The following is a 14,481-nucleotide window of genomic DNA, read 5'->3' on the forward strand; positions in this document are numbered from 1 at the left end:
TTGATTGGTTGAATACCTTTATTGAAGGAGGAAGAAATGATTGTTGATATCCATAACCACATTTTACCGAATTTTGATGATGGACCAAAAGATTGGTCGGAAGCCATTTTATTAGCTAAACAAGCGGCAGATTCTGGGATTACTCATGTTTTTGCAACTCCTCATCATAAACATCATCATAAACATCACTATTATGAAAATGATCCTCAGCAAATTATCAAAGTGGTGGATGAATTTAATCACATTCTTAAAGAGGAAAATATTTCTCTTATTGTATTTTCAGGGATTGAGTATCATCTTCATAAAAATATTCGTGAAGATATGGATAATAACATAAATGATTTTTTAACTTTAAATAATAAAGGAAGATATATTCTAATTGAACTACCTTGTCATAGTTATCCTCAAAACACAGAAGAAACTTTGTATGAATTAAAAAGTCGAGGGTTTATTCCGATACTTGTTCACCCAGAGAGAAATAAAATGATTAGGAAAAATCCAGTGAAAATATATAATATGGTTAAAAAAGGGATTTTAGTTCAAATAACGGCTGGAAGTGTAACTGGACTCCATGGGAAGCGGTTAAAAAATTTTTCTCGGGATTTGTTAGATCATAATCTGGTCCATTTCATTGCGTCTGATGCACATCATTATTTACGACGTAAATTCGAATTAATTTCTGCGTATAACATGATTGAGTCTATTTATTCGCTGCAATACAGAACATATTTGGAAGAGAATGCGTGCAGTATAGTAGATGATTCAAATATTAATATATATGAGCCTAGTTTTATTAAAAACAAAACACAATATTTCTTTCTATACAGTCATCCACTCAATTTACGGGTTGAACAGAAATAGCAAAAGGACAAAGGGTGGACAATTTCAGGGATTTGGAGGTGAAAATATTGAAACGTATTTTTGATTTGCTTTGTTCACTTTCTTTATTATGCTTATTATTCCCTTTGATGTTATTTATAGCTGGGGTTGTTAAACTTCAATTAGGATCTCCCATCTTATTTAAACAAGAAAGACCTGGTCTAAATGGAAAACCGTTTCGAATTTGGAAATTCAGAACAATGAATGAAAACAAAGATGAGAATGGCCATTTGCTTCCAGGGAGTAAAAGATTAACGAAACTTGGGAAATCATTAAGAAAATATAGTTTAGACGAATTGCCGCAACTTTTTAATGTTATCAAAGGCGAATTGAGTTTAGTAGGTCCACGACCGCTGTTAATGAGTTACCTTTCTATTTACACAGAAGAACAAGCACGAAGGCATGATGTAAAACCAGGTATAACAGGATGGGCTCAAGTTAATGGGCGAAATACAATTACTTGGGAAGAAAAGTTTAGATTCGATATTTGGTATGTAGATAATCAATCTATCCTTTTAGATATTAAAATATTATTAATAACTGTGAAGAAGGTATTTAAAAAAGAAGGAGTGAGTTCTAAAAAGCATTATAGTATGGAGCGATATAAAGGGATTTGATTAATAAATCTATCTATCTAATAGAACTAATAAAGGGGTGTAATGATGGGCACAATATTAATTACTGATGTAGGAGCATCTCCTAGTGAAAATGTCATTAAATCTTGGGAAAAATCTGAAATAAATGAAGAAATTATTGGTGTGTCCAGAAACCCATTTAATTTATATTCATCAAGAGCACATATAAAACGTTATATTCCTTATAACTATGCTTTTAGTAAACAGTACAAGAAATCATTATTAAGCATTATAGACAAAGAAAAACCTAATCTAGCTGTTTTTATGAATGATAGAGAGATACTCGCGGCCTCTCAATTTAGAAGTAATTTAATTGAAAAAGGGACAAATGTATTTATGCCTAATCACTATGTTATAGATGCCTGTACTGATAAATATAAATCTTATAAAATTTGGAAAACAGAAGGAATTAAAGTGCCGAAAACAATGATGATTATGGATGAAAATGATTTAAAAAAAGCATTTAGTCAACTTGGTAATCTTCAAGGGAATATATGGTTGCGTTCTACTGTTGGCGCAGGAGGTAGAGGTGCATTACCAACGAATGATTATGAATTTGCCCAAAACTGGATAGATATACACAAAGGATGGGGGGATTTTACTGCGTCAGAATTACTGCAATCTGATAAAACTGTGACATGGTTATCAATTTGGTATGAAGGTGAACTGGTGGTGGCTCAAACTAGACGGCGAAAATCTTGGGGGTTTGGAAATCGAACTTTATCTGGTGTGACTGGAATTACGAGTGTTGGTGAGACATATTCGTGCAATGAGGTCAACAGAGTATCTCTTGACACGATTTATGCAATAGATAAGAAACCACATGGCGTTTATGGTGTAGATATGGCATATGATTATAACGATTTTCCTAATCCAACGGAAATAAATATGCGTTTTTTCACAACGTCTAATTTTTTCACACAAGCTGGTTTAAATATGCCGGAAATATATAAAGATATAGCCTTATATAATAAATTTCCCTCTTTAACTAATAAAATTAATCCTCTTGAAGATGGATTAATATGGATACGTGATATGGATCGAGAACCAATTATTTCTTCAGATAAAAACATTAATGTATTTTTTGAAGGGATAAACAAAGAAATAATACCGACTGACACAATCATATGATCTCTCTAGATTCATTTCTATAATATTTGTTAACGAAAACTTATTTTATTTCTGACTTTTTCTTTTCTCCTAATCTAATATTGTTAGGAAAGACAACTAGTAAAATAGTGTATAAGACATGCTAGCGGAGTTGTTGGCTATGAAATTGATAATTCGTGTTATTTCAGGGTTCTTAATTGTTTTTATATCAGTAGTTATTTATACTATGTGGGATAATCAACGAGTCATTGTTGCTAAAGAAACGATATTTATCGAAAACTTACCGAATGAGTTAGCAGGGTTTCGCATTTTACAAGTCACAGATTTACATGAAAAAGTATTTGGTGAAGATCAAGTAAAATTAATTAATAAAGTTAATCAACTAGATTATGATGTGATTGTATTTACTGGTGACATGTTAGACGATGAGAATAGTGATATTTATACACCAACATATTTGCTATTAGAAGGTATCGATAACCTTACACATGCTCTATATGTTGCTGGAAATACAGATCCTGAAAATTCTATATCCGTTTCTGAACGTTCTGCTAACAAGCATGAATTCATTCGTGGAATGTCTGAAAGAGGAGTACAATCTCTAGAATCTTTATATTCGATAAATAAAGGAAATGCAACGATACATTTTGTAGAATTTGATATTTCACTAAAAAACCCTATAACTCAATTAGAAAAATTGAAGGGGGCGTCAAGCAGTTCTGTTAAGGATATTGAATATCAAAAGAAATTATATAATAATATGACAATACTTGACGATCTGACTGATGATGATGTCCTCATTTCTCTCAACCATTACCCTTTAATTGATAATAGAATAGATAAATATAAAAATGACCAGTCAATTTTATTTAGAGATTATGACCTTCATATTGCTGGGCATTATCATGGTGGTCAAATTAGGATTCCTTTTTATGGTGCCTTATTTGTACCCGAAGTTTATGCTGATAGCATGTTTTTCCCACCGCGAGATAGAGTAAAGGGAGTATGGGAATACAATGGATTAAAGCAATATGTCAGTGCTGGCTTAGGAAGTAGTAATGCAGTAAGTTGGTTGGATTTTCGTCTTTTTAACACTCCTGAAATTAACTTATTAACATTGAAAAGATCTCCTAGTTGATATAGTTTCAAATATAACTCTGATCTCCAGAAGGTTTTGGTGCTGTTTTCTTTAAATGAGAGGAATGGAGGATCTATAGCTGCCCTTCCTTCTAAGGGATGGTAAGTTACGTAAGGTATCTCAATAGGAGTTGATCCTATAAAGCGAGAGGATTTGAAGTAGATGTGTTCCCTGCGATATAAGTGAATACTGCAGGAAAGCTCAAGATTTTTATTTTTATATTGATTCAGGAGTTCCTAGTTTAAGCGTCCACACTCTATTGCTGATGTAGCGATGGTTTGTGGACGCTTTTTTGTTGTATTATCAGGCAATAGAGTTTCAAATATATGTATGTTATACTTCTGTATGTTATTTCCAAGTTTTAAAATCTTGTATTTATGGGAATGTGCGGAGTAAAGGAGGTTGTTATGCCTAAATCAAATTGGTTTCTATTTTTATATAGTATTGTATTAATTTTAATTGCCGTAAATTTAGCTACTCAAGTTCCATTTGTTTTTCATCCGATTCAAGTGGCGTTTAGTACTTTAGCACCTATACTTATAGTAGGTGGTGTTCTTTATTACATATTAAGACCACTAGTTAGACTTATTAGTAAAGTTGTTCCAAACACACTGTCTATCGTCATTATGTTTACGTTATTTGCAGGGATCGTTGCCAGTTTAATCACATTTGTAGGGCCTATTCTTGTCACTCAAATCAGTGGTTTTGTAGATAATATTCCTGGCTATATTGATGATATGGAAGCTTGGTTAAACAATTTCATGGAAAACGAATGGGTAGGAAGAGCGATGGAGGAGGAAGCATTTCAAAACTTTGATCCCTCAGCAATAACCGATAATCTATCTAACATACTTGCTAACATGGGCGGTAATCTACTTGAATTTTTCAGTATGTTAGTAAGCTTGATTACACTTATTATTGTTCTACCATTTGTGCTATTTTTTCTATTGAAAGATGCAAATAAATTGCCTGATAATATCCTTCGTTTTTTACCAAAAGATCAAGAGAACGACGGAAGAATTATTATGAAAGATATGGATGAAACGTTAAGTGCTTATATTCAAGGACAAGCGATTGTTAGTGTATGTGTAGGAATACTTTCTTTGATTGCTTATTTAATCATTGGTGTTGAATATGCATTAATTTTAGCTTTAATTGCTATGTTTACAAACTTAATACCATTTATCGGTCCATTTATCGGAACAATACCTGCGGTGTTTGTTGCATTTTTCACCGAACCTATTACGGCATTATGGGTCATTATTGCCATTGTTATTATTCAGCAAATCGAAAGTAATTTAATCTCTCCAAATGTGATGGGACAAAAATTGAATGTTCATCCATTGACGATTATTTTATTGTTAATTCTAGCAGGTAATCTTGCAGGTTTAATAGGGTTGATACTAGCCATCCCATTTTATGCGGTATCTAAAGTCATCGTACAAAATGTGTATAGATTATTGAAATTACGGTATCCAAAACTGAGATAGGTAGTAGGTAAGCTATATTCATTTATTAAATCTGATGTCATCAATAAAAACATCGTTTGTTCAAAATGAACAAACGATGTTTTTTTATTGTTGTATGTTAAGGAGTTTTTTAGCACGATCTACTTGAGCTTCTGTTGGTGATTCAACACCTTCAAGAGGATAGGTGATACCAAGTTCATTCCATTTATAAATACCCATTTTATGGTAAGGGAGTATTTCTACTTTTTCAACATTATTTAACGTTGATATGAAGGTTGATAGGTTTGTTAAATCATTTTCATCATCTGAGATACCAGGGACTAAAACGTGGCGTATCCAAACAGGTACATTTTCATCAGAAAGTTTTTTGGCAAACTCTAATATATGGGTGTTTGAAACTCCAGTTAATTTTCGGTGCTTATCATCATCAATATGTTTTAAGTCGACTAAAAATAAATTAGTGTTAGCTAAGAGTTCAGTGAATTTTTCTTGAAATGATTCACTATTAGAATAACATCCTCCTGAGCTATCAATCGTAGTATGAATGCCTATTTTTTTACATTCTTTAAATAGTTCAATAAGAAAGTCCAGTTGTAAGAGTGGTTCGCCACCGCTGACAGTCACACCACCATTGGAATGTTTCATATAAGGTGTGTACTTTTTAATATCTTCGATCAAAGAAGCAACACTTCTCATTTCGCCACCACCAAGATCCCACGAATCTGGATTGTGGCAATATTGACAGCGTAAAAGGCAGCCTTGTGTAAAAATAACGTAGCGGATTCCCGGTCCGTCTACCATACCTGATGTTTCTACTGAATGGATTCTTCCTTCCATAAGATGACCCCCTATAAGTATGAAAGCACCAGCAGGGAGCTGCTGATGCTTCCGGAAATAAGTCTAAGCTTACTAAAACAGTCTTTTGATAAAGTTATTACATGGACTCATGGAATGTTCGATTAATTACTTCGATTTGTTGCTCACGAGTCAATTTTATAAAGTTTACAGCATAACCAGACACTCGGATTGTTAACTGTGGATACTCTTCTGGGTGCTCCATAGCATCTAACAATGTAGATCGGTTAAATACATTGATATTTAAATGATGACCGTTTTTCTCAGAGTACCCATCTAGAATAGCAGAAAGGTTCGCTTTTTGAACATTTTCATCTTTTCCTAGAGCTTTCGGTACGATTGAGAATGTATTCGATATACCATCTAGTGACTTTGCATAAGGTAATTTTGCAACAGAATTCAATGATGCAAGGGCTCCTTTTTTATCGCGCCCATGAAGTGGGTTTGCACCCGGTGCAAATGGCTCGCCATCTTTACGACCGTCTGGTGTGTTACCAGTTTTCTTACCATAAACAACATTGGATGTAATCGTTAAGACGGACATTGTTGTTTTTGCATTTCGGTACGTATCGTGTTGTTGAAGCATATCAGAAAATTTACTGACAAGTTCTTTAGCAATGTCATCAACACGCTCGTCGTCATTTCCATACTGTGGATAGTCACCTTCAATTTCATAATCAACCGCTAGACCATCTTCATCACGGATAACTTTAACTTTAGAATGTTTGATAGCACTTAACGAATCGGCAGCAACCGAAAGTCCAGCAATACCGGTAGCCATCGTACGTAAAATATCTTTATCATGCAAAGCCATTTCAATACGCTCGTATGCATACTTATCATGCATGAAATGAATGATATTCAGTGTATTAATGTAAAGACTTGATAACCATTCTAACACAGTATCGTACTTTTCAACTACTTCATCATAATCAAGATAGTCTGATGTAATTGGTTCAATACCTGGGACAACTTGCATCTTCGCCTTTTCATCAACACCACCATTGATAGCATAGAGGAGAGCTTTCGCTATATTGGCACGGGCACCAAAGAACTGCATTTGCTTTCCGATTTCCATGGCGGAGACACAACAAGCAATTCCGTAATCGTCACCATATTCTGGTCGCATGATTTCATCATTCTCATATTGAACAGAGCTTGTGTCAATGGACATTTTTGAACAATAATGCTTAAAAGGTTCAGGTAATGCAGGAGACCATAACACCGTTAAGTTTGGCTCAGGAGCCGGTCCTAAATTGTTCAATGAATGAAGGAACCGGAAAGAACTCTTTGTGACGAGTGGTCGACCATCGACACCAATACCACCGATTGATTCCGTTACCCAAGTTGGGTCACCGCTGAAAAGGTCGTTGTATTCAGGTGTGCGAGCAAATTTCACTAACCGAAGCTTCATAATAAAGTGGTCAACTAATTCTTGTGCGATCTTTTCCGTTAATGTTCCATTTTCGAGATCGCGTTCAATGTAAATGTCAAGGAACGTTGATACACGACCTAAACTCATTGCCGCACCATTTTGTTCTTTTACTGCAGCCAAGTATCCAAGATAAAGCCATTGGAATGCTTCTCTAGCATTTGTTGCTGGTTGTGAAATGTCAAATCCGTATATATTACCAAGTTCTTTTAATTCTTTAAGGGCTCGTGTCTGTTCAGATATTTCTTCTCTTAAACGAATAACTTCTTCGGACATTTTTCCTGATAGACTATTTTTCTCTTTGATTTTTTCTTCTATAAGGAAATCTACACCGTATAATGCAACTCGACGATAGTCACCGATGATTCGTCCTCGTCCGTATGCGTCAGGAAGGCCAGTAATGATTCCGACTTTTCTAGCTAGCTTCATTTCTGGTGTATACGCATCAAACACGCCTTGGTTATGTGTTTTAGCATAATCACTAAAAATCTTTTCAACATTTTTATCTAATTCATATCCGTAAGATTCTAAAGCAGCCTTGGCCATACGAATTCCACCGTATGGTTGCATTGACCGTTTGAATGGAATGTCTGTTTGCACACCGACAATTTTTTCTTTTGTTTGATCTAGATACCCGGCTTTATGGGACGTTATTGTGGAGACGATTTCCGTATCTAAATCATAGACTCCGCCTCTTTCGCGCTCTTGCGTTGTTAGAGACATGACTTGTTTCCACAGCTCTTCCGTTGCATCCGTAGCGCTTTCTAGAAAGTTTTCGTCACCACTATACAACGAGTAGTTTGATTGGATGAAATCGCGGACATTAATTTCTTTTTCCCAAGCCCCACTGTTAAAATTTAACCACTCTGGTCGACTAACTTTTTCCATTGTTTTACTCATTTTAACGCCTCCATAAAGTTTTGTTTGTTTATTCATAAGTCATATTAAATTAAACAATTGTGAATCACTTCACACTATTAGTATAACCTAAGTATAAAAGGAAATAAGGATGACAACAAGGGATAAATGTGACACTTTCATGAAAAATATAACAGAATGAATATTTTGTTGAAACAGATTAAATTTAACGATCATTATAATGAGTTAATACTTGATATTAAAGCATTTTTTTGTATTATAATAAAATCTATCCCTCCAAATGTGTATTAAGATTACTGTAACAGGCACAATTTTGGTATGTAAATCTCGAGTATTTTTGTTCTTTATTAGAATTAATGTATAGTTAAATTAATTATTAAAAGGAAAATGAATTAATCATGAAGAAAAGGTAATACAAGCAAATTAATTGATGATTAAACTATATCAATAAGATATAAACTACATTGTCGGTTAATATGGGGGAGGAACAATGATGACAGACTATGAGAAAGATGCCTATTTTGAACGGAGAGATCAATTAATTAAAAAGCTATCTGAACCTGAAAAATCAATTTACGGGTATTTTAGACAAGTAGAAAAGTCGAATATGAAAGAGTATGGAAAGTTAATTGTAGATGGTAAATCTCCTATTGCATTTACAGCTGATCACTTCATGATGTCTACGGAAGAGATAAAACAGGTATGCTTGTCAGCAACAACAAAATTAAACGAGTTATCAAAGAAGTATTAGTAAAGTGAATGGTGGTCGCTATTAAGCGATGTAAATCTAAAATGTGAAAGTCTTGGAAGTTGCGACTGGTAGTTCAAGTATTAATCAACTTGCATATTCTCATATGTAAGGAAGTCTTTTTTCGGAAATGAAACAAGATTTTTTACTGAAAAATATTCAAAACTTTAATAGAAAAATGGAATATGGTGTCGTGATATGATTAGACTTTCACTCATGTTTATGAAGAGGACTAATAAAGAAGAGGCTACCAGTTAATGGCAGCCTCGCTTTTATACAGCAGAAGAAAAAATTCTACTTTGAATCGTTTTGAATACGTTTTGAGATTCTTCTGGTGTGAGAGGTACCATTGGTAATCTCACAGAACCAACTTTTATTCCACCCATTTCTAATGCAGCTTTCACTGGTGTTGGGTTTGGTGCACTAAACATCACATTGAACACCGGCAATAATTCGCGATGAAGTTTTGCCGCGTATTTTGTTTGTCCTGATTCGTGAGCTGTAATCATCGCTTTCATTTCATTGCCAATGATATGAGATGATACAGAAACGACTCCATTACCTCCGATAGATAAAATCGGCAACGTTAAACTGTCATCTCCACTGTATAAAGTGAAATCTTCCGGAGTGTTGTCAATAATTTCAGCCATTGCATCTAAATCTGCACTCGCTTCTTTAATAGAGACGATATTTTCGATTTCAGATAAACGAATGACTGTAGCTGGAACTAAATTCACAGCACTTCGACCTGGGATGTTGTAAAGCATGACAGGTAAATGAGTGCATGCAGCAATGGCTTTAAAATGTTGATACATGCCCTCTTGGTTAGGTTTATTGTAATATGGTGTTGCTAGCATGACGCCATCAACCCCAGCTGTTGTTGCTAATTCAGTTAGCTCAATTGCTGCTCTCGTGCTATTTGTTCCTGTACCAGCAATGACTGGAACTCTGCCATCTACGACTTCTACTGTAAATTCGTATAAGGCAACCTTTTCTTGAATACTTAACGTAGGAGATTCTCCTGTTGTACCTGCTACGACAATGCCATCAGAACCGTTTGTGATTAAATGTTGGATTAATTCTCTAGTTGCTTGAAAATCAACGTTTCCTTCTTGGTCAAATGGTGTGACCATAGCTGTTATTACTTGTCCGAAATTCATGTAAAACACCTCTATTCAACAGATTTGTCTCTTTCATCAAAAGATGAAAGTTCTTGAATAGAGCTAAATCGCATAAACAACCGCTAAAAAATAATAAAAAGCAACAACGAGGGTCTCGTTGCTGCTAGAAAGTGTAATTAAACGGTAATCCAGCGTGAGATAGCCCTCCATATAGTCAAATGACTATACGACAGTTCTGCATTTATTCAATCACAGACCCAACAATAAACGTATGACTCGTTCATTGTTTCGGCAAACACCCCTTTCCAAGATTATCTTCAGAGCACATACTCTTCCAATCAAGTACTGATGATCTTTGCACCTCTAAACTCACTTCAAATGTATTGAAGTAAATATTATGAACTTTGAAACTACCTTATCAAATAGGACTAAAATTTGCAACAAAAAATTCATTAATCATTAAAAATTCATTTAACTATAAACAAATTTTGTTAAAAATGGGGTGTAATCCTTTGTATAATGCACCTTCATTGAGACTGGAGTATAAATTAAGTAAAATGAATCTATAAATACTAAATATTACGTTTGGCTTTTTGGGTAAAATAAGCAGAACCATTTTTATTAATGGTAATCCAATGATTAGTCTTTTTTAATAACGGTTATATATAGTGTATGAACAAGACAATGTTCAAAGGGAGCACCGAAGAGATGACTAAAAAATTACTAATAAAAGTTATTGCATTTACAATTGTCATTGGTTCATTGATTTATATTAATCATGCTTACATTAACGTTGACCCTGAACAAATACAAAAGGCTATATTATCATTCGGAATTTGGGCACCACTCATTTTTATCGGTATTTACAGCTTTCGTCCATTTGTTCTGTTTCCAGCTTCCATATTAGCGATTGCGGGTGGGCTGTCTTTTGGTCCTTTCATTGGTCCACTTGTAACTTATATCGGCTCGTTGTCAGGGGCGTTCTTATCTTTCCTTGTTATCCGCTACTTAGGAAACAACTTCAGAGAAAACACATGGCAAGGAAAAGGAGAAGAATTACAAAAGAAAATCGAAGAAAATGGTTTTTTCTACGTCGTAGCATTAAGAATCATTCCAGTTATAAATTTCGATTTTGTCAGTTATTTATCTGCACTATCTAGAATTCCACTGCAAAAATACATGACAGCTACAATGGTAGGTATTATACCAGGAACGCTTGCTTTTAATTTCCTAGGGGCTTCTTTTGTAGACCTAAATACAAGGATGGTTGTCATTACATTGGTAACTTTTTTAGTTGTTTTTTCCATTCATTTCATCAGTAGAAATGTAATGAAAAAAAAGAACATGGACTTTCATCTGTTGTCAGATGAAAAAATGAAATGATGGACGTATTAGTTTTAGAGGCGGTGAAGTTTTGAAAAGATATGATGTTGTTATCATTGGTGGAGGGGTTGGAGGATTAACACTTTCCGTTAAACTTGCCAAAGCAAATATAAATGTTCTGTTAATAGAAAAAACGAAACAACCCGGTAAAATTTACAAAGGAGAATTATTGCAACCGAAGTCATTGGAAGGTTTTCTAGAAATGGGGATTTCTGAACCTATCGTTGCTGAAAGTCTTTCTTTACCTATCATTCATACGTATGAAATGAAACAAAAACATGATGGATCATTAGAGAAAGCTTTGTATATTCCATTAGAATATGATCGTTTGTACAGTCCTTTTCCAGAAGCACGAATGATCCCACACGAAAAATTAAAAGCAATACTTTTAAATGAGGCTAAGTCCTATACAAGTTTTGAATATTGGAACCCTGCAACTTTTCAAAAGTTCACAAAAACAGATGAAAAAAATCAGCAATATGATCGAGCAGAGGTTCGATATAATGATGAAGTGATGGAAGTAGAGGCGGATTACTTTGTGGGCGCTGAAGGGCGTTCTTCCTTAATGAGAAAAGCGATGAATCAGCACGTAGTGACAACACAATACAACCATCAATTTTTAACGGTTACATTTCCTCGACCTGAAAATTTTCTAGAAGCGAGAATGTATGCATCTCATGATTCATTTATTGGCCTTTTTCCATTACCTGATAACCAAGTTCGAAGTGTCATGTTAATAAAACCAGGTCAATATAAAAAAATGAAAAAAGAAGGAATCCATACGTTTCATGAACCATTTAAACGATTTGAACCTGATTTATACGAGGATGTCCAGTCGATTCAAACGTGGAAAGATATACAATTAATGATTCCAATTCGTCATAATATTCATCAATATGTTAAAGGGAATGCAGTCATAATAGGAGACGCTGCACACACCGTTCATCCTATGGCAGGAGAAGGAATGAACTTAGCTATTCAAGATGCTGTTGTGTTAGGTGAATTACTAGTTTGGATGTTCCAAGAACAACGATTTGAATCTCATTACTTAAAATATTATGAGAAAGTTCGCAAAAAACGATCTGATCGTTTATCCAGACTTAGTCATATGTCGGCACTTGCTTATACATGGCCGTTTAAGTGGTATCAAAAATCAAGAATGTTTGCTCTAAAGAGGTTGGAAAGACACCCAATCTTGCATTATAAACATATGTTGAATATTTCAGGTGTTGGTTGGTGGCCTTATAGTATTGTTGACGGATTTCGCTTTTTAGGACCTAGAAACGCGTATCTTAAAAGTCGTTTCAATACGAAAAAGAAAGCAGTTATATTTTCTGAACAAGATGATTATCCTTGGCAAAATAAACAAGTGAAGTAGGAGCAGTTTAACAACTGATTCTCTTAAAGCAAACGATGCTTTCTTATGAGGTTACGAATGCTGTTTGACCATGTTTTTTGTTTGAGGCAAGGACAAGCACTCCTTATAAAAGGTCTGGTAAAAGAAGGAGGAGAGATAATGAGGCTAAATATTCCAAAGATACTTCTTATGTTAAAGGCAGGTTCTATCATAAAACGTTTTATCAAAAGAAGGCAACGTCGAAGATAATTTCAAGACAAAGGCATTTCCTGAATAAATATAGAAAAGGAATGGTCGTGATTCAGCGACCATTCCTTTATTTTTCATCGATAAAATCTAAATATTGTTAACAACACTAGCGAGTCTCGTTTAAAAACTGTAAGCTGGAAACTCAAAATTATTTCTCTACGGGAACAGGTTGATTTTTTAAAAAGTGATGATGGAGGTCCTCTATTAAATCATGGATTGCCAATAATTCATAAAATAAAATTACTTTTTCACTTAATTGGTGATCATGGTTGGTATGCTGGTGCACAGCTAAAGGTCTTGATTGAGCAAATTCATATTGAAGGTGATTATTTAAATCATCAATGAACTGAAAATAACTATCATCAATGGGTTTATCTAATTCATTCAGTAAAAAACTAAATTCTGCTTCAGCTCGTTTTAATATATTTTGTTCGTATTCCGTAAAGCTGATCGCTTTTTGAATGTATTGAAGATTTCCTAAGTGTAATGCAGCTCTTTGTATAAATTGAGTGGTTTGTTTTTCAAATGAAAACTGCCTGTATTTCTTTATTTTGAAGCGGTGGTACCTGAGTTCTTTCCTCTGAAAATATAGAAGCTGATCTGTTTTTGCTAACTGTCGATTTAAAGTTTCATATGGTCCATCATTTTTTTGTTGTTGAGGAGTGTAGCCGTCTCTTAATCGTTTGAGTGATTCTACGAGTGCTTGTTTTATTTGATCAATATGTCGACGATTTCTATAAGAGATATCATCTAAATAATCTGCTGGTAAAATTAAGACATTTACTAATGTGGAGACGGTAATTCCAATGGAAGTTGTTCCTAATCTTATTAGAAAAGATAATAGCAAATAATTTTGTAAATCAGGAATCATCGCTACAGATGTTAATGTGGCAACAAGGGTTCCTTCGTATAATTTTAACTTTTGACAAAGAATAATAGTACATGTGGCAGCTATTGTATATGTAAGAGCACTTTCTCCCAAAAAATAAACGCTAGTCGCTGCAAGTGCTGCCCCAATTGCAGAAGCGGGAAATCGAACGATCCCCTTTCTAATCGAATCGTGAGTAGTAGGTTCAATCGTTACAATCGCTGTAATGACGGCGAAAATAGCAGGTAAATTAAAAGCTAAACAAATGAAAGACGTAATAAACACGGATATGGCCGTTTTAATTACACGTCCTCCAATCCATGACTTTTTTTTAGGTTTGATGTCCATCGTGACTCAC

Annotated in this window: 12 protein-coding genes and 1 riboswitch; of the genes, 8 read left to right on the forward strand and 4 right to left on the reverse strand. The window is 34.4% G+C overall.

What is annotated here, in order from left to right:
* Window positions 1-36: 36 nt before the first annotated feature.
* The 5 genes from QDN89_RS14660 to QDN89_RS14680 all read left to right on the forward strand — a co-directional run bounded on the left by QDN89_RS14660 (window position 37) and on the right by QDN89_RS14680 (window position 5,252).
* The gene (locus tag QDN89_RS14660) at window positions 37-861 is read left to right on the forward strand and encodes a tyrosine-protein phosphatase (RefSeq protein ID WP_280770903.1); all 825 of its coding nucleotides are present in this window, start codon (window positions 37-39) and stop codon (window positions 859-861) included.
* Window positions 862-908: 47 nt separating this feature from the next.
* Window positions 909-1,496, forward strand: coding sequence for a sugar transferase (locus tag QDN89_RS14665; RefSeq protein WP_280770904.1), 588 nt, complete (start codon window positions 909-911; stop codon window positions 1,494-1,496).
* A 45-nt stretch (window positions 1,497-1,541) separates the two neighbouring features.
* Complete coding sequence (locus QDN89_RS14670) at window positions 1,542-2,645, forward strand: carboxylate--amine ligase (protein WP_280770905.1); 1,104 nt, start codon at window positions 1,542-1,544, stop codon at window positions 2,643-2,645.
* Between the two features lie 139 nt (window positions 2,646-2,784).
* A complete protein-coding gene (locus QDN89_RS14675) occupies window positions 2,785-3,762 on the forward strand; it encodes a metallophosphoesterase (protein ID WP_280770906.1) in 978 nt (325 codons plus the stop codon).
* A gap of 407 nt (window positions 3,763-4,169) precedes the next feature.
* Entirely contained in the window at window positions 4,170-5,252 is a 1,083-nt protein-coding gene (locus QDN89_RS14680; RefSeq protein ID WP_280770907.1) for an AI-2E family transporter, read from the forward strand.
* An 84-nt stretch (window positions 5,253-5,336) separates the two neighbouring features.
* Here the strand turns inward: QDN89_RS14680 and pflA are convergent, their stop codons facing one another.
* Together pflA and pflB are read right to left on the reverse strand one after the other, a co-directional pair.
* Complete coding sequence (pflA, locus tag QDN89_RS14685) at window positions 5,337-6,068, reverse strand: pyruvate formate-lyase-activating protein (protein ID WP_280770908.1); 732 nt, start codon at window positions 6,066-6,068, stop codon at window positions 5,337-5,339.
* 97 nt (window positions 6,069-6,165) lie between these two features.
* On the reverse strand, window positions 6,166-8,418 hold the full coding sequence (pflB, locus tag QDN89_RS14690) for a formate C-acetyltransferase (RefSeq protein WP_280770909.1): 2,253 nt from the start codon (window positions 8,416-8,418) through the stop codon (window positions 6,166-6,168).
* A 472-nt stretch (window positions 8,419-8,890) separates the two neighbouring features.
* Between pflB and QDN89_RS14695 the strand changes: the two genes are divergently transcribed.
* A complete protein-coding gene (locus QDN89_RS14695) occupies window positions 8,891-9,148 on the forward strand; it encodes a hypothetical protein (RefSeq protein ID WP_280770910.1) in 258 nt (85 codons plus the stop codon).
* Window positions 9,149-9,417: 269 nt separating this feature from the next.
* Here the strand turns inward: QDN89_RS14695 and dapA are convergent, their stop codons facing one another.
* Window positions 9,418-10,305 (reverse strand): 4-hydroxy-tetrahydrodipicolinate synthase, encoded by an 888-nt coding sequence (gene dapA, locus QDN89_RS14700; RefSeq protein ID WP_280770911.1) that lies wholly within the window; start codon window positions 10,303-10,305, stop codon window positions 9,418-9,420.
* 152 nt (window positions 10,306-10,457) lie between these two features.
* A riboswitch (Lysine riboswitch) is annotated at window positions 10,458-10,640 on the reverse strand.
* 334 nt (window positions 10,641-10,974) lie between these two features.
* Here dapA and QDN89_RS14705 point away from each other — a divergent pair.
* Together QDN89_RS14705 and QDN89_RS14710 are read left to right on the forward strand one after the other, a co-directional pair.
* Entirely contained in the window at window positions 10,975-11,649 is a 675-nt protein-coding gene (locus tag QDN89_RS14705; RefSeq protein WP_280770912.1) for a TVP38/TMEM64 family protein, read from the forward strand.
* 31 nt (window positions 11,650-11,680) lie between these two features.
* Entirely contained in the window at window positions 11,681-13,027 is a 1,347-nt protein-coding gene (locus QDN89_RS14710) for an FAD-dependent oxidoreductase (protein WP_280770913.1), read from the forward strand.
* A gap of 376 nt (window positions 13,028-13,403) precedes the next feature.
* Here the strand turns inward: QDN89_RS14710 and QDN89_RS14715 are convergent, their stop codons facing one another.
* Window positions 13,404-14,471: an FUSC family protein gene (locus QDN89_RS14715; RefSeq protein ID WP_280770914.1), complete on the reverse strand. Its 1,068-nt coding sequence runs from the start codon at window positions 14,469-14,471 to the stop codon at window positions 13,404-13,406.
* Window positions 14,472-14,481 lie beyond the last annotated feature (10 nt).

Source organism: Salipaludibacillus daqingensis (assembly GCF_029891575.1).
In the GTDB taxonomy this organism is placed as follows: domain Bacteria; phylum Bacillota; class Bacilli; order Bacillales; family Salisediminibacteriaceae; genus Salipaludibacillus; species Salipaludibacillus daqingensis.

Bases quoted from the DNA above. Each gene is read 5' to 3' on its own strand.
- QDN89_RS14660 (WP_280770903.1), top strand. From the start codon at position 37: ATGATTGTTGATATCCATAACCACATTTTACCGAATTTTGATGATGGA.
- QDN89_RS14670 (WP_280770905.1), top strand. From the start codon at position 1,542: ATGGGCACAATATTAATTACTGATGTAGGAGCATCTCCTAGTGAAAAT.
- QDN89_RS14675 (WP_280770906.1), top strand. From the start codon at position 2,785: ATGAAATTGATAATTCGTGTTATTTCAGGGTTCTTAATTGTTTTTATA.
- QDN89_RS14680 (WP_280770907.1), top strand. From the start codon at position 4,170: ATGCCTAAATCAAATTGGTTTCTATTTTTATATAGTATTGTATTAATT.
- pflA (WP_280770908.1), bottom strand. From the start codon at position 6,068: ATGGAAGGAAGAATCCATTCAGTAGAAACATCAGGTATGGTAGACGGA.
- pflB (WP_280770909.1), bottom strand. From the start codon at position 8,418: ATGAGTAAAACAATGGAAAAAGTTAGTCGACCAGAGTGGTTAAATTTT.
- QDN89_RS14695 (WP_280770910.1), top strand. From the start codon at position 8,891: ATGACAGACTATGAGAAAGATGCCTATTTTGAACGGAGAGATCAATTA.
- dapA (WP_280770911.1), bottom strand. From the start codon at position 10,305: ATGAATTTCGGACAAGTAATAACAGCTATGGTCACACCATTTGACCAA.
- QDN89_RS14705 (WP_280770912.1), top strand. From the start codon at position 10,975: ATGACTAAAAAATTACTAATAAAAGTTATTGCATTTACAATTGTCATT.
- QDN89_RS14715 (WP_280770914.1), bottom strand. From the start codon at position 14,471: ATGGACATCAAACCTAAAAAAAAGTCATGGATTGGAGGACGTGTAATT.